At 63.3% G+C, this 16944-nt stretch carries 15 protein-coding genes; 2 read left to right on the top strand and 13 right to left on the bottom strand.

What is annotated here, in order from left to right; all coding sequences use genetic code 11:
* Positions 1 to 38 precede the first annotated feature (38 nt).
* Together galE and ABIE56_RS00775 are read left to right on the top strand one after the other, a co-directional pair.
* Positions 39 to 1016, top strand: a complete 978-nt coding sequence (gene galE, locus ABIE56_RS00780; RefSeq protein ID WP_429241923.1) for a UDP-glucose 4-epimerase GalE — start codon at positions 39 to 41, stop codon at positions 1014 to 1016.
* The gene (locus ABIE56_RS00775; protein WP_429241922.1) at positions 1016 to 2197 is read left to right on the top strand and encodes an acyltransferase family protein; all 1182 of its coding nucleotides are present in this window, start codon (positions 1016 to 1018) and stop codon (positions 2195 to 2197) included. Before galE ends, ABIE56_RS00775 begins: the two co-directional genes overlap by 1 nt.
* A 2-nt stretch (positions 2198 to 2199) precedes the next feature.
* On the opposite strand, the gene ABIE56_RS00770 is transcribed toward ABIE56_RS00775, so the two are convergent.
* The 13 genes from ABIE56_RS00770 to ABIE56_RS00710 form a co-directional block, all read right to left on the bottom strand.
* Positions 2200 to 3702: a right-handed parallel beta-helix repeat-containing protein gene (locus ABIE56_RS00770; RefSeq protein ID WP_429241921.1), complete on the bottom strand. Its 1503-nt coding sequence runs from the start codon at positions 3700 to 3702 to the stop codon at positions 2200 to 2202.
* Between the two features lie 19 nt (positions 3703 to 3721).
* Entirely contained in the window at positions 3722 to 4543 is an 822-nt protein-coding gene (locus tag ABIE56_RS00765) for a glycosyltransferase (protein ID WP_429241920.1), read from the bottom strand.
* On the bottom strand, positions 4540 to 5052 hold the full coding sequence (locus tag ABIE56_RS00760) for a serine O-acetyltransferase (RefSeq protein ID WP_429241919.1): 513 nt from the start codon (positions 5050 to 5052) through the stop codon (positions 4540 to 4542). The genes ABIE56_RS00765 and ABIE56_RS00760 overlap by 4 nt, the downstream gene beginning before the upstream one ends.
* Complete coding sequence (locus ABIE56_RS00755; protein ID WP_429241918.1) at positions 5042 to 6247, bottom strand: O-antigen ligase family protein; 1206 nt, start codon at positions 6245 to 6247, stop codon at positions 5042 to 5044. The genes ABIE56_RS00760 and ABIE56_RS00755 overlap by 11 nt, the downstream gene beginning before the upstream one ends.
* Positions 6248 to 6270: 23 nt before the next feature.
* Positions 6271 to 7143, bottom strand: coding sequence for a glycosyltransferase family 2 protein (locus ABIE56_RS00750; RefSeq protein WP_429241917.1), 873 nt, complete (start codon positions 7141 to 7143; stop codon positions 6271 to 6273).
* A 42-nt stretch (positions 7144 to 7185) separates the two neighbouring features.
* Positions 7186 to 8613 carry an MOP flippase family protein gene (locus tag ABIE56_RS00745; RefSeq protein ID WP_429241916.1) on the bottom strand — a complete coding sequence of 476 codons (1428 nt, stop codon included), beginning with the start codon at positions 8611 to 8613 and terminating at the stop codon, positions 7186 to 7188.
* A 9-nt stretch (positions 8614 to 8622) separates the two neighbouring features.
* Positions 8623 to 9855 carry a glycosyltransferase gene (locus ABIE56_RS00740; protein WP_429241915.1) on the bottom strand — a complete coding sequence of 411 codons (1233 nt, stop codon included), beginning with the start codon at positions 9853 to 9855 and terminating at the stop codon, positions 8623 to 8625.
* Positions 9856 to 9857: 2 nt separating this feature from the next.
* A complete protein-coding gene (wcaK, locus tag ABIE56_RS00735) occupies positions 9858 to 11087 on the bottom strand; it encodes a colanic acid biosynthesis pyruvyl transferase WcaK (protein ID WP_429241914.1) in 1230 nt (409 codons plus the stop codon).
* A 2-nt stretch (positions 11088 to 11089) separates the two neighbouring features.
* Positions 11090 to 13273 carry a polysaccharide biosynthesis tyrosine autokinase gene (locus tag ABIE56_RS00730; protein ID WP_429241913.1) on the bottom strand — a complete coding sequence of 728 codons (2184 nt, stop codon included), beginning with the start codon at positions 13271 to 13273 and terminating at the stop codon, positions 11090 to 11092.
* 502 nt (positions 13274 to 13775) lie between these two features.
* Complete coding sequence (locus ABIE56_RS00725) at positions 13776 to 14573, bottom strand: c-type cytochrome (RefSeq protein ID WP_429241912.1); 798 nt, start codon at positions 14571 to 14573, stop codon at positions 13776 to 13778.
* Positions 14570 to 16195 (bottom strand): b(o/a)3-type cytochrome-c oxidase subunit 1, encoded by a 1626-nt coding sequence (locus ABIE56_RS00720; RefSeq protein WP_429241911.1) that lies wholly within the window; start codon positions 16193 to 16195, stop codon positions 14570 to 14572. Before ABIE56_RS00720 ends, ABIE56_RS00725 begins: the two co-directional genes overlap by 4 nt.
* Positions 16185 to 16730, bottom strand: coding sequence for a hypothetical protein (locus ABIE56_RS00715; protein WP_429241910.1), 546 nt, complete (start codon positions 16728 to 16730; stop codon positions 16185 to 16187). The genes ABIE56_RS00720 and ABIE56_RS00715 overlap by 11 nt, the downstream gene beginning before the upstream one ends.
* Positions 16731 to 16760: 30 nt before the next feature.
* A complete protein-coding gene (locus ABIE56_RS00710) occupies positions 16761 to 16934 on the bottom strand; it encodes a hypothetical protein (protein ID WP_429241909.1) in 174 nt (57 codons plus the stop codon).
* Positions 16935 to 16944 lie beyond the last annotated feature (10 nt).

The following is a 16944-nucleotide window of genomic DNA, read 5'->3' as shown; positions in this document are numbered from 1 at the left end:
TCGCGCGCGAGCGCGCTCCTACAGACATAGGTTGTGGCTTGAAGATTCTCATTTGCGGAGGTGCGGGCTATGTTGGCTCGCATATGGTGCGGTATGTGCTTGAGCACGGGCACGAGGCCGTCGTGTACGACAACCTTTCGACGGGGCACCGGAAGTCGGTGCCTGCCGGAACAACGTTCGTTCACGGCGATATCGGCGATGCGGGAAAGCTTGGCCGGACGTTCGCCGGGCATCAGTTCGACGCGGTGATGCACTTCTGCGCACGGTCACTCGTTGGCGAATCGGTTGTCGATCCCTATGCGTACTACGAGAACAACGTGGGCAACACGATCGTACTGCTCGATGCCATGCGCCACGCCGGGGTTGCCCGGCTCGTGTTCTCGTCCACGGCAGCCGTGTTTGGTCATCCCGTTTCCGAAACGATCGACGAGAGCCACCCCACGGCACCCATTAACCCTTACGGGCAAAGCAAGCTCATGATCGAGCAGGTGCTCGCCGACGCGGCGAAGGCCTATGGGCTGCGCTCGGTCGCGCTTCGCTATTTCAACGCAGCGGGTGCATCGAGTTGCGGCACCATTGGCGAAGCGCACGACCCGGAAACCCACCTAATTCCCAACGTGCTAAAGGCCGTGCTGGGGCAGGGCAGCGGGTTGAAGGTGTTCGGTACCGATTACGAGACCCGTGACGGCACGTGCGTACGTGACTATGTGCACGTGAACGACCTGGCCTCGGCTCACCTGCTGGCAATCGAGTACATGGCCACCCATGAAGGTGCCTTTACCTTTAACCTTGGCAATGGCGAGGGCTTTACCGTGCGCGAGGTGATCGCCGCGGCGGAGAAGGTGACGGGGCGTCCCGTGCCGCACGAATTTGCCGACAGAAGGCCAGGCGATCCGGCCGTGCTGGTGGCCTCGAGCCAGCAGGCGCGCGAACAGCTCGGCTGGCGGCCGGCCATGGCCCGCATGGAGGATATCCTCGCGAGCGCGTGGAACTGGCACCTGGAGCCACGGTTCTGATGCAGGCGAAACCGCGCCTGCAGCTCGACTTCATCGATGCGCTGCGTGGCCTTGCGATCATCGCCGTGCTGGTGAGCCACGCCCAGCGTAACGTGGAGATCTACCAGGCGATGGGCCACCCAGCCACGATGTCGCCCTGGCTGAGCCGCTATGCGGAGCAGGGTGCCCGCGGCGTCCAGCTGTTCTTCGTGGTGAGCGCCCTTACGCTGTTCCTTTCGGCTGGAAAGCGCCTGGGTGAGTCGGGCGAGTGGCTGAACTTCTACATCCGGCGCGTGTTTCGCATTGCGCCTATGTTCTACGTCGCCTTCGGGGTCTACTGCCTGGCGCCGTTTGTCCTGAAGGGCCATGATCTCCCGCAGCCTGGAACGATCCTCAGTACATTGACCTTCACCAACGGCTGGAGTCCGGCATGGCTGCTGGGCGCGAACGACGTGGTGCCGGGCGGCTGGTCGATCGGCGTGGAGATGTCGTTCTACATTGTCTTCCCGCTGGTGTTCCTGCTGGTGAGGGACCTGCCGCGCGCCTGGATCGCGTTGCTGCTGTTCCTTCTGCTCGATATCTTCCTGGGGCCGGTGCTGATCGCCAACCCGCCCATTGCCGATGCGGACTTGTGGGAACGCTTCATGTTCGTGTGGCTGCCCAACCAGCTACCGATCTTCCTGTTCGGCATCTGCGCCTACTTCATTCTGTTCGGAGAATCAGGCGCGTTAACGCGGTTCTTCCACGCGGGGGACCGTCGGGTCAACGCGACGCTGTTTACAGCGGCGGGCACCGTGTTGTTCGTGGTTCCCCAGATCGTCGCTGACAGCCGGGCGGTTTATCTGTACGGCGCCGCGTTCGCGCTGGTTGCGCTTTGCCTGAACCGGCAGCCATACCGCTGGCTGGTGAACCCGCTGGTCTGCCACGTGGGCAAGATCAGCTTCAGTGGGTACCTGGTGCATTTCTTCATGCTGCAGGTGGCGCGCAAGCTGCTGGATAAGGTGCACGCAGCGTCGCGCCTGGGCCCGGATGCATACTTCGTCGCCACGGTGCTGGTCGCGCTGGCGGGAACCGTGATCGTTGCTTCCATCACGTACCGCCTGGTCGAAGTGCCGGGGCAGGCGTTGGGGAAGCGCCTCATCCAGCGCCTGGCCGCGCGGCGGCACGCTGGTCGCCGAGCCCTGGAGAGTGAAGCCGGCTGATATCACCCGGTGGTCAGCTGGCCGATCAGGTCCATGGCGTTCGCCACGGGCTTACCGTTGGCGAAGCAGGCCTTCACAAGGGCATTGACCTGGGCCAGCGTTGGCCGGTGGCTGCGGAAGCGGTCAAGCATGGCGTGATCCGCGGTTGCCGCGGTTGCGCCGCTCGCCGCCTTCGCTGCAGCGGCCGTCGCAACCATGCGGTTCTCGCTGAGCTGTGTGGCCTGCGCCACCTGCATGTCGATACCCGCCGACTGTGGTGATACCACGATGTTGTCGTGGATATCGGTGCTGCTGGGGACACCCTTCCAGCTCGTGGCCTTGAACACCGTGACCTCGGCGCCAGCGATCGGTTTCTCGGGAATGATAATGATGTTGTTGTAGATCTGGCTGCCGTTCACCGGGCCGGAGATGCGCAGGCTGGCACTATCGCTCTTGCGCAGGGCATCGTTGATGCTGACGTTGAAGCGCACGATGGTGCCGGTATTGCCGATATCACCGCCGCTGCGCCCATCGTTGCACACCAGCGCCATGCCGCCCACGTTGTCATGGCTGTAGTTGTACTGGATCACGGTATTGCGGCAGCGGAAATCCGAATCGTAGGCCTGGCCATCGGCGTAGGCCTTGTGGCCGCTTACTTCGTTGTATTGCACCGTGGTGTTGTCGCAGTCGAACGGCCAGATACCCGCGGCGGCTTCGCCGCGCGGCAGCGGCCCGCACTTGCTCACCGTATTTCGCTCGACCACCGCGCCGTCGCAGCCTTTCACCAGGATACAGTCGCCCGGGACGCCGGTGATCTGGTTGCCGCGCACGACCACGCCTTTTGCCAGGCCGCCCTGGCGGCTACCTGCGCCGAGGAACAGGATGCCATCGCGCTGGGTGTTGTCCAGGTGGTTGTCAACAATGGACAGGCCCTCGTAGCGCGTGGGTTTTGTCTTGCCTTTGGCCTCGACCAGGATGCCGCTGCCGCCGCCGTCCTTCTTGACTGGCACGCCGTTCACATCCCTTACGTAAAGGCCTTTCAGGGTGATGCCGCGCGCGACGCCAAAATCCTGGTGGAACAGGTGCACGCCCGTGCGCCGCGGCGCGGGCTGCGGGCCCTGGTTGGAGATCTCCAGGTTCTGCACCGTCCAGTACTCGACATTCTGCAGGCGTACCGTCGAGGGTGCCTGGCCGTCGGCATGAAGGTGTGGCAGCGCGCCCTGTCCGTAGGCATCGACCACGATAGGTGCCTCGACGCTACCTGAGCCCTTGGGGAGAAAAGCGCCTGGGTAGTCGCCGCCGCGCTTGAACAGGATGCGATCGCCCGGCCCGAAGCTTTCCTTGTTCAGACGATCCAGGCTGCGGAAGGCTTGTGCCTCGCTGCCACCGTTGTGCGCATCGTTCCCGCCGCCGCTATCGACGTACCACGTGTGGCCCCCGTTGGCGGCGTGTGCGCGGCCCAGGGGCAGCACCGAAAAGGTGGCAAGGGCCAGCGTGGTGTGGCGCAGGAACGTACGGCGATGCATGGGGTGCCTCCGTCAGGGATCAGCGGCGCTCGCTCAGGGAATAACGGTAGACGCCGCCGTGCTTCTTCAGCATATAGGCGAAGCCAGCGAGGTGCTTGATGGTTAGCCTGGAAAACTTCCGGGTGCGCCGCTTGTAGTCGTGGACGATGGAGATTCGCCGCGAGTAATAGTTACGCAAGCCCATCTTGCGGGTGCGCACGCAGAACTCCGCGTCTTCGGGCCCGAAGAAGATCCGGTCGTCATAGCCCATGAGCAGCGCTGCGGTTTTTTTGGTAAACGTCTGGTTGGCGCCCAGCACGTAGTCCACTTCCATCGGATCGGCTTCGTTATCGAACACCGTATCGGTCATAAGGTGCCGATCGAGTTCCCGCTGCACGAAACCCAGCTTGCGGGTGGCGGCAATGCGCGCGGCAATGGGTTGATAGAAGCGTGGGAAGCGGCGCGTGGAATCCTGGCGGCTACGGTCCACGTTGAGCAGTTCGAAGCCGACCACGCCGGCGTCGGGGTGCGCCTGGAAGAATTCCTCCACCACCGTGCCCGGGTCGTTGGTGAGGAAGATGGTGTCGTTATCCAGGGTCATGCAGTATTTGCCGCGGGCCAGGAACAGGCCGCGGTTGCGCGCCGGGCCGACGCCCAGGTTGGCCTCCAGCGGGAAGTAACGCACCTGCGGCAGGGTCGCAACGAACTCCGCGCTGCCGTCGCGGGAACCGTTATCCACCACGATCACCTCATCCCGGCTGAAATCCACCTTGTCCACCAGCGAAAGCAGGCAGCGCTCCAGGTTGGCCAGTTCATTCCAGGTGATGATGATGATCGATAAGCGCTTCTCTGCCTCGCTCATGACGCTGCTCCTAAGGGATCGTGGTTTTTAGGGGAAGAAGCGGGGGCACTGTCGCGCAAGGTCGACGGGGTGATGACGGCGTTGGCTTTCACCACATAGTTATCGGGTATGACCACGGGGCCGAAGATGCACGCGCCCGTGCCGATGGTGACGTTATCGCCGATGGTTGGCGTGCCGTCGCCCGGGAAGCGGTTGCCGATGCACACGCGGGCATACAGCGTGCAGTTCTTGCCGATGGTCGTCTTGCCGTTGATGATCACGCCGAACGCGTGGAAGATGACAAGCCCTGGGCCGATCGTGGCCGTGGTGGGCAGGTAGCTCTTGAAGACGAATTCGGCGATCTTCTCCAGGATGCGCAGCGGCGTATGTAGCACCGTACCGCGCGCGCTGGCGATCATCCGGTAGGTCAGGATCACCCAGAACGACTGGTCCAGCATCCACCAGATCATGCCGCGCCACCCGGGAAGCGACTTCAGGCGGCGCGCATCGGCGCGGAAATCATTGAGCATGAGCGACCTCCGGGCGGTGTAGCGGGGCTTTGCTCCGTATGAGCTCTCGCCGTGCCCTGGCATGCTCACGGTTCTCGGCGGCCACGCGTTGCTGGCGGACCTGCTGCCGCGCATAGAACATGCCGACGAAGAACCAGAAATACGCCTCGTATCCGCTGAATTCGATGAAGGCGAGCATCAGGTAGAGGAGCAGGAACATCTTCACATTGCTGTTCTGGCCTTCGGTCTTCGAGAACAGGATGTGCGCGCACATGACCAGGAACAGCAGTGCTGACTGGAGGCCGCCCTCGAGGAAGAACTGCAGGTAGATGTTGTGGACGTTGTTTTCCACGAACTTCAGCCCCGAGATCTGCTCCATGATCGGTACGCCGTTGCCTACCCCGTAGCCAAGCATGTTCTGCTTCAGGGCAATGCCGGCGTTGCTCCACAGAGCCAGGCGGCCCACGTTCTTGTGTTCGAGCTGGGTTTCCGCCTGCAGGTTGAAGCGATCCAGGACGGGCACATCGATGACCTGGGACAGGACCAGGCCAATGACCAGCACCACCATCGCGATGCAGAAGAATGTGTAGAAGTAGTAGTGGCGGGTTTTGCGCATGCGCCACGCCGCAATGAAGATGGAGACGGCGGCGCCGATCAGGCCAGCTCGCGAGAGCATGGTGGCGCTGGTCAGGAAGGCAATGCCGGCGGCGATGGGGTACGCGCGGGTGCCGATCAGCAGGATGGAAAGCAGGGCCAGCAGGCTCGCTTCGATATTGCGCCCGCCCGTGGACATGTACAGCACGCTCGACGCCGTTTCGCTGCGTGTGTAGATCGAGCCGAGCGCGTTGGCGTAGGCAATATCGCGCAGGATGATAAAGGTGATGCAGCAGCCGAGCATCCAGATGAAGATGCGACGCAGCTCCATTTCCGCGAGCTTGTGGCCAAATACCAGGCCAAGGAAGTACGAGGCGGCAACGAACACGATCAGGGTGGAGCGAAGGCCGCCGCCGTACGTAGCCGCCGCGGCCAGCGAGGTTGCAGTCAGGACGCCGATAAACGCCGTGGCCGGGTTGAGCTTCAGGTAGCGGGCGGCAGGCAGGTACAGCACCGGCATCATGAGCAGCAGCAGGTGGTACACGTTCACATGAGTCTTGCTGGCCGAGCTGTGGCCAAGCGGGATCTGGACGAAGATCATCGCCATCAAGGTGATCGCCATCGCCCGGGTTCTGTTGATCACCATCAGCCGAGTGCCACCCCGAAGAACTTGTGGATCAGCACCTTCACCGTCGATTTGTAGCCGCCGAGCGAGACATTGCGCGCGATCTCGCCGAGCGGCGGGCGCTCGCGGTTCATGACGAACTGGATGTTGCGGTGGTTGCGCTGCTGGTCCGCGCTCATGAGGCTGGCGTGCTTAGCAATGAACCGCTCGCTGCCCTCGGCGCGCTTGGATGAGTTACGGATCCGCGCGCGGCTGCGATCATCGTCCACGAAGGACAGCAGGTGCCGGGATCGCACGGCGGTGCCGTACCGCGCCGCCAGGCGGATCCACATGTCGTAGTCCTGCCAGCTTGGCATGGCTTCGTCGAAGCCGCCGAGCTCGCGCATGCGCGAGAGCTCGGTGAGAACCTGGTTACCGGCGTGGTTGGCATACAGCTGCGCGGGCAGGGTGAGTTTGTCGGCTTTCGCCAGTTCGGCTGGCGAGTACGTCCGGTCGCGCAGCATCGCTACCTGGTCCTCGTTCTGGAAGTAGCGAAAGCGCGTGCAGGCAAACGATGGCGCATGCGTTTCATACAGATTGACCAGACATTCCACCCGCTGTGGGTGGAAGAAGTCGTCATCGTCCAGGCCCGTCACATAGGTGCCGCTGGCGTGCTCGATGCAACGGTTGCGGGCGCGGCAGGCGCCTTGCGGCGTATCGTTGCGCAGGTAGGTGAATTTGCCGGGGAATCGCTCGATGTAAGCGGCCATTACCTCGGGGGTATCGTCCTCGGAGGCCTCGTCGCACACCAGGACCTCAATGTCCGCATAGCTCTGGGCCAGCACGGAATCGATGGCCCGGCGCAGGAGGGCAGAGCGGTTACGCGTGGGGATATAGACACTTACCAGCGCCATGGCGTGTTCGCTCCTCGGGTGGGTGGGGTGCGCAGGCGCATGTCAGGCTCCAACCGGCGTGGCGTGTCGCGACAGCAGCAGGCCGCGGTGGCGCCAGGCCACCCAGCACAGCGGCGGCACGGCGAGCGCAAAGCGGATGGCGCACGCCTTCCAGTCGTCAGCGGGATAGATCGCCACCGCGATCATCAGGAAGGCATAGGGCACCACGGTTTCGAGGGTCCACGCGCTGAAGAAGTCGCGCGGCGTGATGTCGATGATCTTTGACGAGAAGAAGTAGTACGACAGCACCGTGGAAAGCACCTGGCTGAAGGCCAGTGCCACCGCCATGGTCTCCAGGGAACGCGACATGGCGCCGGCAACGCTCACCGCCAGGGTGATACCGCAGATTTTCAGGTTCCAGCCGAACTCGATATCCGAGCGGCCCAGGCTCTGGCTTAGCGCGCCAATCAGCGAGCCCAGCGGGCGCAGCATGCCGAACAGCAGCATCAGCGGGATTAGCGCGGCGACACCGTCATAGCGGTGGCCATACAGGATGGTGACGGCAAGCGGGGCAGCTACAGCCAGCATGATGAATACGGCCGCGCTGAACAGGGATACGCCGCGCAGGCCCACCAGGTAAATGCGGCGCAGCGCGGCCGGGTCCCCTTGCAACGTTGCCAGGCGAGGGAGTGCAAGGCGCTGGGCGACCGGCATGATCAACTTCGTGGGCTGTAGCACCAGCTCCTTCGCCAGCGAGTAGACGCCCAGGGAGGCCAGGCCAAGGAACTTGCCCAGGACGATCTGATCCGCCTGGCTGCGCAGCTGGTTGATGACCTGGGAGCCAAGCTGGAATGCGCCGTAGCGCAGCGCCTCGCGGATGATCGGCCGGTCGAACTCGCGGCCCGGGTGCCAGTCACGATCGGCGGCGATCACGAACAACGCCAGGCGCACGAAGCTGTTGACGATCATGGCGTACACGGCCGCCTCAATGGACGCGCCGAACGCGAGGACCATCACCACGACCGTGGCCAGGCCCGACAGGCGCCCAACCACCTCGATGCGCGCCAGGCGCGGAATCTGGAATGCCTTGATCAGGCTGGCCTGGTATTGCGCGGCCAGGCCAAGCATCAGGAAGTTCAGGGTGGACAGCCGCAGCAAGTGGCCCAGCACATCGGAATGGTAAAAATCCGCGATGAGGTACGACGAGCCGAACAGGACGGCCGCCGAGAAGACGCCCAGGCCCACGCTGATCAGGAACAGCGAGGTGCGCTCGGGTTTGCTGATGTCCTGGCGATGGATCAGGTAGCTGGAGAGCCCCATATCCTGCAGCAGGGTAGCGATGGCGTTCACGACGTTCACGATCGCCAGCGCGCCGAGCAGGTGGGCGTCCACATGGTGGGCCAGCAGCGCGATCTGCAGCAGCTGGCTCAGGGCGCTGATCACCGTGGAGCCGGCGGTCCAGATCGCGTCGCGGCGGACGGAAGCCATCATGCGGCTCCGTCAGGCCAGCTGCGCCGCCAGCTGATCGTGCAGCTGGCGTTGGTTGAAGCGGGCTTCGACGGTCTCGCGTGCACAGCGCGCGACATGAAGCAGATCGTAGGTGCCACGCTGGATGGCAGCCAGCTTCTGGGCCAGCGCTTCGGCATCCCGCTCGGGCACCAGCCAGCCGCTGCGGCCATCCTCGATCAGCTCAGGGATGCCGCTGTGCAGGGTGGACAGGCACGGAACGCCGGCGGCCATGGCCTCCATCAGCGAGACGGGAATGCCTTCCTGGTCGCCATCGGCGGCGGTGACGCTGGGCAGGGCAAAGACATCCGCGGCGCGCAGGGCCGCCTGGACATAGGCCTTGTCGCGGCGCCCGCTGAGCTGGATGCGCCCGGCGAGGTCGCGCGATGCGACGAAAGATTCCAGCTCCGCTTGCAGCGGACCATCACCGATGATCTCAAGGTCCACCGGCACGCCATGCGCCGCGGCGAGCGCGACGGCTTCGCACAGGTAGCGGACGCCCTTCTTTTCCACGAGGCGAGCCACGGTTACCACGCGCAGCGTGCGTTCGGGCGACGAACTCGTGCGTGTGCGCGGAAGGAAGGGGAAGCTATCCAGATCGACGCCCATGCGATGTACCTGGATTTTCTCTGGCGCGCAGCCCAGCGCTTCCAGCTTGTGTTGCCAGCGCTGGCTGATCGGCAGCATGCGCTCCCCGGATGCGAACAGCTTGGGGTAGTCGTTGACGTGGCGGGCCAGGACGCTGTGCTGGGAGAGGTCGTAGCCGTGGAAGACGGTGTAGATCGGGCCCTCGATAAGGCCAAGCGAGCGCAGGTGGATGGCCAGCACGCCGGTGGGGCCGAAGTGCGCGATGATCGCGTCGGCCTTGATCGGGTGCTTGATCTTGCGCACGGCGCCGGCCAGGGTAAGGCTGCGGGCCACGTGGCCGTAGCGCTGCACTGACAACGCCCGCCGCACGCGGCTCTGGCCAAGGGCCGGCCCCACCTGCTTCAAGCGATCCATCAGTACCTTCCAGCCACTGGCCGAGCTCGCGGCGCGTTCAAAGATAAACGTGGCACGGTCCATCAGCCCATGCCGCGCCACCACGTCACCTGGCGTGGGCTCAGGGCCCCGGCTTACTGCCAGGATGCGCACATCAAACCCGCGTTCCAGCAGCCCGACGATCTGATCGATGACGAAGGTCTCCGAGTATTTGGGGAACTCGGGGAGCACGAACAGCACCGTCATGGTCAGGCCCCGATCCCCAGCGTGGCCAGCACGGATTCCCGTGCGAACGCCTTTTCCCGGGCCACGGCCGCGGCGATGCGCGGGCGAAGGGTTTCATCCTGCAAGAGGGTGAGGACCTTGGTCTTCAGTGTGCCATCGAGCAGGGAATTCACTGGCATGGAGAGCTCCGGCGTGCCCAGGCGCTTCATGACGCCTTCGCTCTTGTGTTCGTAAGCGAGGGCCACGGCGGGTGTGCCGAAGTTCATGGACATGATGGCGCTATGCAGCCGCGTGCCAATGGTGAGGGCGCTGCGCGCGAAGCGGTTCCCGAGCTCCACATCGTTGAGTTCATCCATCTCGACGTCCATGGCATCGGCGCGGCGCATGCGGTTGCGCACGCGCAGGGCGATCATGCGGTCGTCCTTGGGATAGCCATCGATGGCGGTGCACGTCGATAGCGCCTGGAGCCGGTAGCCTGCATCGGCCACGGCATCGAGCAATTCGGCGAACGCCGTTTCGTAGGTGTCCTGGCTGATACCGAGGCGTTTGTCGAATGGCGCGAGCTCTCGGAAGGTCACAGCCACGCTGGGGTGGCCGGTCGGGTTCGCCTGCTCGCCGGTGGAAACCAGCCAGGCCGTATCGGCGGCGGTACGCACCTTCGCCTGCGACACCTGGCCGTCCGCCATGTGCTTCAGGCTGACCTCTTCGCGTAGCGCCAGTGCGTCGACGCGGGTCATGACATCCTGCGAGATCTTGCGGAACAGCGGGTGCTGGAACGGCCCCACACTGTGGCCGATGAGGAAGATGGGTTTGGCCGCAAGCAGTGCACACACCGTGTGGTCGTACTGGGTCGGTCCGTACAGGTCCACGAAGAACGATCCGCCTACCTGGATAACGAGATCGTAGGCTTCGAGCGAGGCAATGTAGTCCGCGTGCCGGCGGGGCAGGCTGATAAATCGCGACCACCATATACCGGTCAAGTGCCCATGCAGCAGCCAGGGGATGAAGCGGCGGAGCACTTTGGCCCGGAGGGAGCCAAGCCGTTGCTTCCCAGCCTCGTTGTAGTACGCGTTGAGCGTATCCGGCCTGAGCGTGCGCCCAAGCAGCCATGCGGAACTGGTCGGGAACCGGCTGGTGATATCGATCTTGCTGCCGGGGATGGCCTCTTCCAGGCATTCCAGCAGGCCGCGCAGGATGGCGGCGTCGCCACGGTTGCCGCAGGTGTGGTTCCCGACGATAAGAATGCGCGTCATGGTTACGTCGGCTCGGTCTGGTACTTGTAGTAGGCGTATGCGGAGTAGCCGGCAGTGCGGCGTTCCACGGCATTGAAGATGGCGCCCTTGAGCTCCACGCCGTTTTGCTCGAAGCGCTGCTGTGCAAGTGCCAGCTCACGCGCCTTGTTCAGGCCGAAGCGCGCCACGAGCAGGCTGGTGCCAGCGTGGTGGCCGATCACGGCGGCATCGGTCACGGCCAGGATGGGCGGTGTATCGATGATGACCAGATCGTAGAGCGGCACCACGGCGTTAATGAAGTCCGTGAAGTGCTCATGCATGAGCAGCTCTGATGGGTTGGGCGGTACGCGGCCGCGGGTGATGAAATCCACGTTCGGCACGATCTCTTTCTGTACCACGGCGCTGATTTCATGCGTGCCGACCAGCACATCCGAAAGACCTTCGCCAGCACGGATGCCCATGTGTTGATGGAGTGTGCCGCGGCGCATGTCGCCATCCACCAGCAACACCTTCTGCCCGGCCTGGGCGATCACCGCGGCGAGATTGGCCGAGACGAAGGTCTTGCCGGCGAACGGGCTCGCACCGGTGATCATCAGGATGTTGTTCTTCGCCTCCAGCCGGGCGAAATGCAGGCTGGTGCGAAGGCTGCGGAATGCCTCGACCGCGAGGTCAGCCGGATCGGAGATCGCCAGCAGCTTCTTCTTCGCGGGGCGCTTTGAGCCTGAGATGACGGCGGATTGGCCGCGGCTCAGCGGTACCGAGGCGTAAACCGGCAAGCCAAGGTCTTCGATCACGGCGGGATCTTCGACGCCACGGTTCAGGATCTGCTTCAGGAAGACAAAGGCGAGGGCGAGGAATCCGCCCAGGAAGGTGGCGATGGCGACGACAAGAAGCTTGCGCGGTTGCACCGGCTGGTTGATATCGACCAGCGAGGAATCGACGATGCGCACGTTGCCGACCGTGCCGGCGCGGGCAATATCCAGCTGCTGTGCCTGGTTAAGCAGGCTGGTGTAGGTGTTGGAACTGACCTGGACATCGCGGCTAAGCTTAAGCAGCTCCTGCTGCGTGTCCGGGAGGTCGCCGACCTGCTTCTCCATCGCGGCCTTCTGCGCCTGCAGCGTACCCATCTGCTGCTCAAGCGCCTGGTAGGCGGGGTGATCGTGCGTGAACCGGCGGTCGATATCCGCCTGCTGCATATGCAGCTGCTGGATGCTGTTCTCCACGCCCACGATCTGGTCCAGCAGGCCCTTGGTCTGCATGCTGATATCCACGGCATGCGACTTGGTCTGGAAGGCGTTCATGGCCGCCTGGGCGCGGTCGAGCTCGTTACGCACCTTGGGCAGCTGGTCCTTGACGAATTGCAGCTGGCTGGCCGCTTCCGCCGAGTTGCGCTCCACGTTCTGGCGTACGTACGCCTTCGTGATGTGCTCCATGGTCTGCTGGGCGAGCACGGGGTCGGCATTGTTATACGTGAGATCGATGATGCCCGAGTCCGTGCCCTGCTCAAGAGCGGTCACATCGGTCTGCAGCTTGTTGATCGTGGTGAGGGCGGGCTGTTCCACCACATCGAAGCGGGTGCCTGGGTTGGCCGCGAGCTGCCGGATCTGCACGGTGACATCGCCGGCCTTGACCAGCTGGCCCACCGATCCCTGCGCGATCGTCTTGCCGTTGTCATCCAGCAGCGTGAACTGGTGGTTCTCGCCTGCACGCAGTTCGAGCTTGTGGTTCATCAGCCGATCGGGGAGGTCGAGCTTGAAGATATCCACCAGCTCGCCGCCCCAGCCGTATCGGCTCAGGCCGAAGCGTACCGGGCCTGGCTCACCCGGCTTGTGGCCTCGCGATAGGTAATCGCCTACGACAGGCAGGCGCTGCGGATCAACCTGCACGTTCAGGCGAAGCTCGTCCACCGCCTGGCCAATGACGAGACGCGATGTGAGGAGCGCGATCTCGGTCGTGGCCTGCGATGCCGTGGTACCCAGCGACTGGGTCAGGTCGCTGAGGCCTGGTAAGGATGGCGTCTTCTGCTCTACCTGCACCACCGAGGTGGATTGGTAGATGGGCGTGGCAAAGACCGTATAAAGCACGCCTATCGCGAAGAAGGCGCCCGTGACGATAACTATCACCCATTTGTGGTCCAGAAGCGTGCCGAACAGCGCGTTTAGGTCCAGGGTATCGTTGTCACGCGCCTGATCAGTTGAATTCATCATGCGTGGGCAGTTTGTCCCAAGGTGAAATGGCCGTCTGAACGGTTATAACTTGGTTTTGATGAATGACTCACTAAGCGCGCTTGTCTCACGCATGCGTTCGACACGAAATCGCAATATCCATCATGCATCGCGGCGATGCACCGCAATGGGGAAAACCGCTAAAAGCAGCACTTTGGGGATGCGAGAGGATGTTGTAGGACAAATATCATCCCAACCATGCCACTCACCGTGCCGCGCTTCCGAGCTTAGTTGCGACGTACTCGCGACGGGTAGATGCAGGCGCACGTTATGCGACGCACATCAATAAAATACATATCCGTTGTCGGATATAAGCGGAATTCGTGAGGATGTCGTGAATGGCGCGGCGATATTCTGTCGACATTCACATAACGTATGAATGCGAGCGGTCGCGTGTGCGTTGCGACGCACATCGGCGTGAGGCGCGTCACAGCGTGGATGGGTTTCGCCGGTTGTCGCAGTGCGCAAAGAGACTTGCAGGCCGTCAGCGTGCTTTGCCGGCGTAGTATTCCGCGGCGTCATGCATCTCTTTATCGGTCAAGTTCTTCGCCACGTTGCGCATCTGTCCGTTGATGTCGTTCCGGCGCTGGGCGTGGGCAAAGGCGGCAAGTTGCGTCTGCAGGTACACGACCGACTGGCCGTCGAGCCATGGCGCACCGATCTTGCTGGTCATCGCCCCATGGCATGAACCGCAGGGAGCGATATTGCGCATGGGCGCGCCCACGGCGACGATATCCGGCGCGCTACCAAGGTCCTGGGCCGGCGCGCGCGGGAGCGACGCGTAGAACGCGGCAAGGTCGCGGAAATCCTGGTCGCTGAGGTCCAGCACCAGCGGGCGCATCACTGCGCTGGTGCGCGCACCGCTCTGGAAATCCTTCAGTTGCTTGTAGACCGAGGAGGCCTGCTCGCCCGCCAGGCTCGGGATTTCTGCCGAGGTCACCCCACGGGTGCCGTGGCACATGGTGCATTTGAGGGCCAACGTGCCGCCACGGCCCACGGCGCCGTAGGCCGCGCGGAGGTCAAGGTCGGGTGTGAGCACGACGGCTGAGGTGGGTTGCGTTGAGGTGACGGGCGGTGCGGCCGGGATCAACCAGCCCTTCGGCACGCCCGCTGCGCCACACATCGCGTTCCACAGGCCTTTGAAGAGGTTGTCGCTCTGCGCGGATGGTAGCCAGATAAATCCGACGACGAACGAAAAAACAAACACGGCGAACGTGCCGCCGACACTCGCGGCGAACCAGCGGTCGCGTACGAAGGCGAAGCGCGAGCGCTGGCCGTTCATGGTTTGCCCCCCACGTACACCGCGGGGACCTGCGCCTCATGCAGCCGGATCAGCTGGGCGATGGGAAACCCGTAATTGGTGAGGGTGAGGGCGATCATCAGGCCTACCCACAGGCCCAGGCCATTCAGTGCCCAAGGCAGGTTCACCGGTTCATGCACGGGTTTGCTGAAGGTGTACGGGGCTGGCTCGATGCGTTCAGCCCGATGGTTGCGAACCAGTACGGCGATGAAAAGGCCTGCCGAAACGACCAGGATGGCGCCCCCGATGACCGACATGATGACGGTGAGCGCCTGCGTATCGCCACCCGGCGCGCTGTAGTCGTAGAAGGCCATGCGCCGCGGCATACCCAGCAACCCGGCGTAATGCCAGGGGAACGTGAGGGTGATCATCCCGATGAACCATAGCCACAACTGAGTGCGGATCATGCGGAAATCGGCCATAACACGGCCGGTAAGGTGCGGCCACAAGTCATAGGCGATCGCGAAATACATGATCACGATCGCTCCCGCGAAGATCAGGTGGAAGTGTGCGGTAACCCACTGCGTGTTATGGATAGTGGAGTTGAGCTGGTAGCTCATGTTGATCAGGCCGCCGGCGCCACCGAAACCCAGCATCACGAACGACAGTGCGAGGGCAAGCATCTGTGGGTTATCCCACGGCAGTGCCTTCACCCAGCCAAAGGCACCCGTGCCGCCACGTAGGCGCGACGCGATCTCCACGGAAGCGCAAATCGTGAATACCGTGAGCAGCGTCGGCACCGAGACCATCGCGGTGAACACCGAATGCAGGAACTTGAAACCCGCGCCGACCTGCGGATCGGCAAACAGGTGGTGGATGCCGATAGGCATCGCGAACACGAGGAACAGGGCGAACGAGATGCGCGCCATGGTATCGCTGTACAGGCGGCCACCGATGGCGCGCGGCACGATGGTGTAGAACGCGATGTACGCTGGCATCAGCCAGAAGTAAACGATGGCGTGCAGGGTCCATGAAAAAAGTACGCGCGCCAGGCCCGCGTTGATGGTGGTGGACCAGCCCATCGCCACGGGAATGATCTGGAAAAGTAACTCGAGGGCGGCGCCGACCGCGGTCCACGCCCACAGGTAGGCGCCGGCGACGGTCGCGAACATCGCCAGCGGTACGGGCGCGCCCGGGTTCGCACGCTTCCATGCGTACAGGTTGATCCCCATCAGCGCGACCCAGATCCACGAGCCGACCACCACCAGTACCACGCCGATGTAATAGGAGGCGTGGCCGACCATGGGCGGATAGAAGGTGTAGAGCACGGAATCAAGGCCAAGTCCGACGGGTACCACCGCGCCGATCGAACCGATGATGATCAGGTAGAAGCCTGCCCACGCCCAGCGCAGGCCGATGAGCGGCTGCTTCAATGCGAGTTCGCTGAACGCGTAGCCGAAACCCATGGCGACCAGGGTGGGGAACACATAGCCCATGACCGTGCCGTGCGCGGTCACCGAGCGGTAATACAGGTCCGCGTTGTGCAGCCACGGATGCAGCGGGCTGCGGATGAACATCTGCCACTCACCCAGAAGGATGGCCAGGCCGAATCCCGCGAAGGCCAGCCAGAAATGCGCAAGGACAAGGCGCTTGTTATAGATCACAGGTCGCCCTCCGCGCGTGGTCGCTCAGCTGGGTAAAGGCATTCTTGTCGACCACTTTCACGTTCGCCCACATGCCTTCGTGACCGGTACCGCAGAACTCGTGGCATGGCATCAGATGATCACCGGGTGCATCGAAGGACGTCTTGAAGGTGGAGATGAAGCCCGGCTCGACCATGGAGTTGATGTTGGTTCCCGTGATCAGCATGCCGTGGATCACATCGGCGCTGGTGACGCGGAAAGTAATGGGTGTGCCTGCGGGCACCACGATGCACTGAGGGGTGAATGAGTATTGCTGGCCGATGATGCGAACGGTGACCGATCCGTCCGGTTCACTGGCGCTGCCGAGGTTTGCCTCCGCGAACTCACCCGAGACATGCAGGGTGGTGGGGTCGACCGTCTCGACGCGCGATGGCGGCATCATGGCGCTTTCCAGGCCCGTGAAGATGGTGATCGCGACGAGCACGCTGACGATTCCCACCATGGCAAACGCCCAGCGGCGCTCGACGCGCGCGGCGACGTCGGAGGAATCATGCATCTCGGATGCCGGTTGAACCATGACAAGCCCTTAGTGGATGACGCCGCGTGGCAGGAAAGCGAAGAAGTAGAAGAGGAACCACATGGCGATGACGATGGCGACGGCGATGCCGGCCACGGCAAGTGCGCCGCGCGGGCCGCTGCGGATGATGTCGTCAACGCGCTTGTCTTCGTCGGTGGCATGGGGTGTTTCGTGCTCAGTCATCGCGCGTAGC

It is taken from the genome of Luteibacter sp. 621, assembly GCF_050435445.1.
Taxonomy (GTDB): Bacteria; Pseudomonadota; Gammaproteobacteria; order Xanthomonadales; family Rhodanobacteraceae; genus Luteibacter.
The sequence above is the reverse complement of the archived record's forward strand: the minus strand, read 5'-3'. Positions and strand labels throughout refer to the sequence as shown.

What these genes read in the sequence shown, in the direction of transcription:
- ABIE56_RS00775 (WP_429241922.1), top strand. Translation starts at nt 1,016, where the DNA reads ATGCAGGCGAAACCGCGCCTGCAGCTCGACTTCATCGATGCGCTGCGT.
- ABIE56_RS00770 (WP_429241921.1), bottom strand. Translation starts at nt 3,702, where the DNA reads ATGCATCGCCGTACGTTCCTGCGCCACACCACGCTGGCCCTTGCCACC.
- ABIE56_RS00765 (WP_429241920.1), bottom strand. Translation starts at nt 4,543, where the DNA reads ATGAGCGAGGCAGAGAAGCGCTTATCGATCATCATCATCACCTGGAAT.
- ABIE56_RS00760 (WP_429241919.1), bottom strand. Translation starts at nt 5,052, where the DNA reads ATGCTCAATGATTTCCGCGCCGATGCGCGCCGCCTGAAGTCGCTTCCC.
- ABIE56_RS00755 (WP_429241918.1), bottom strand. Translation starts at nt 6,247, where the DNA reads ATGGCGATCACCTTGATGGCGATGATCTTCGTCCAGATCCCGCTTGGC.
- ABIE56_RS00750 (WP_429241917.1), bottom strand. Translation starts at nt 7,143, where the DNA reads ATGGCGCTGGTAAGTGTCTATATCCCCACGCGTAACCGCTCTGCCCTC.
- ABIE56_RS00745 (WP_429241916.1), bottom strand. Translation starts at nt 8,613, where the DNA reads ATGATGGCTTCCGTCCGCCGCGACGCGATCTGGACCGCCGGCTCCACG.
- ABIE56_RS00740 (WP_429241915.1), bottom strand. Translation starts at nt 9,855, where the DNA reads ATGACGGTGCTGTTCGTGCTCCCCGAGTTCCCCAAATACTCGGAGACC.
- wcaK (WP_429241914.1), bottom strand. Translation starts at nt 11,087, where the DNA reads ATGACGCGCATTCTTATCGTCGGGAACCACACCTGCGGCAACCGTGGC.
- ABIE56_RS00730 (WP_429241913.1), bottom strand. Translation starts at nt 13,273, where the DNA reads ATGATGAATTCAACTGATCAGGCGCGTGACAACGATACCCTGGACCTA.
- ABIE56_RS00725 (WP_429241912.1), bottom strand. Translation starts at nt 14,573, where the DNA reads ATGAACGGCCAGCGCTCGCGCTTCGCCTTCGTACGCGACCGCTGGTTC.
- ABIE56_RS00715 (WP_429241910.1), bottom strand. Translation starts at nt 16,730, where the DNA reads ATGCATGATTCCTCCGACGTCGCCGCGCGCGTCGAGCGCCGCTGGGCG.
- ABIE56_RS00710 (WP_429241909.1), bottom strand. Translation starts at nt 16,934, where the DNA reads ATGACTGAGCACGAAACACCCCATGCCACCGACGAAGACAAGCGCGTT.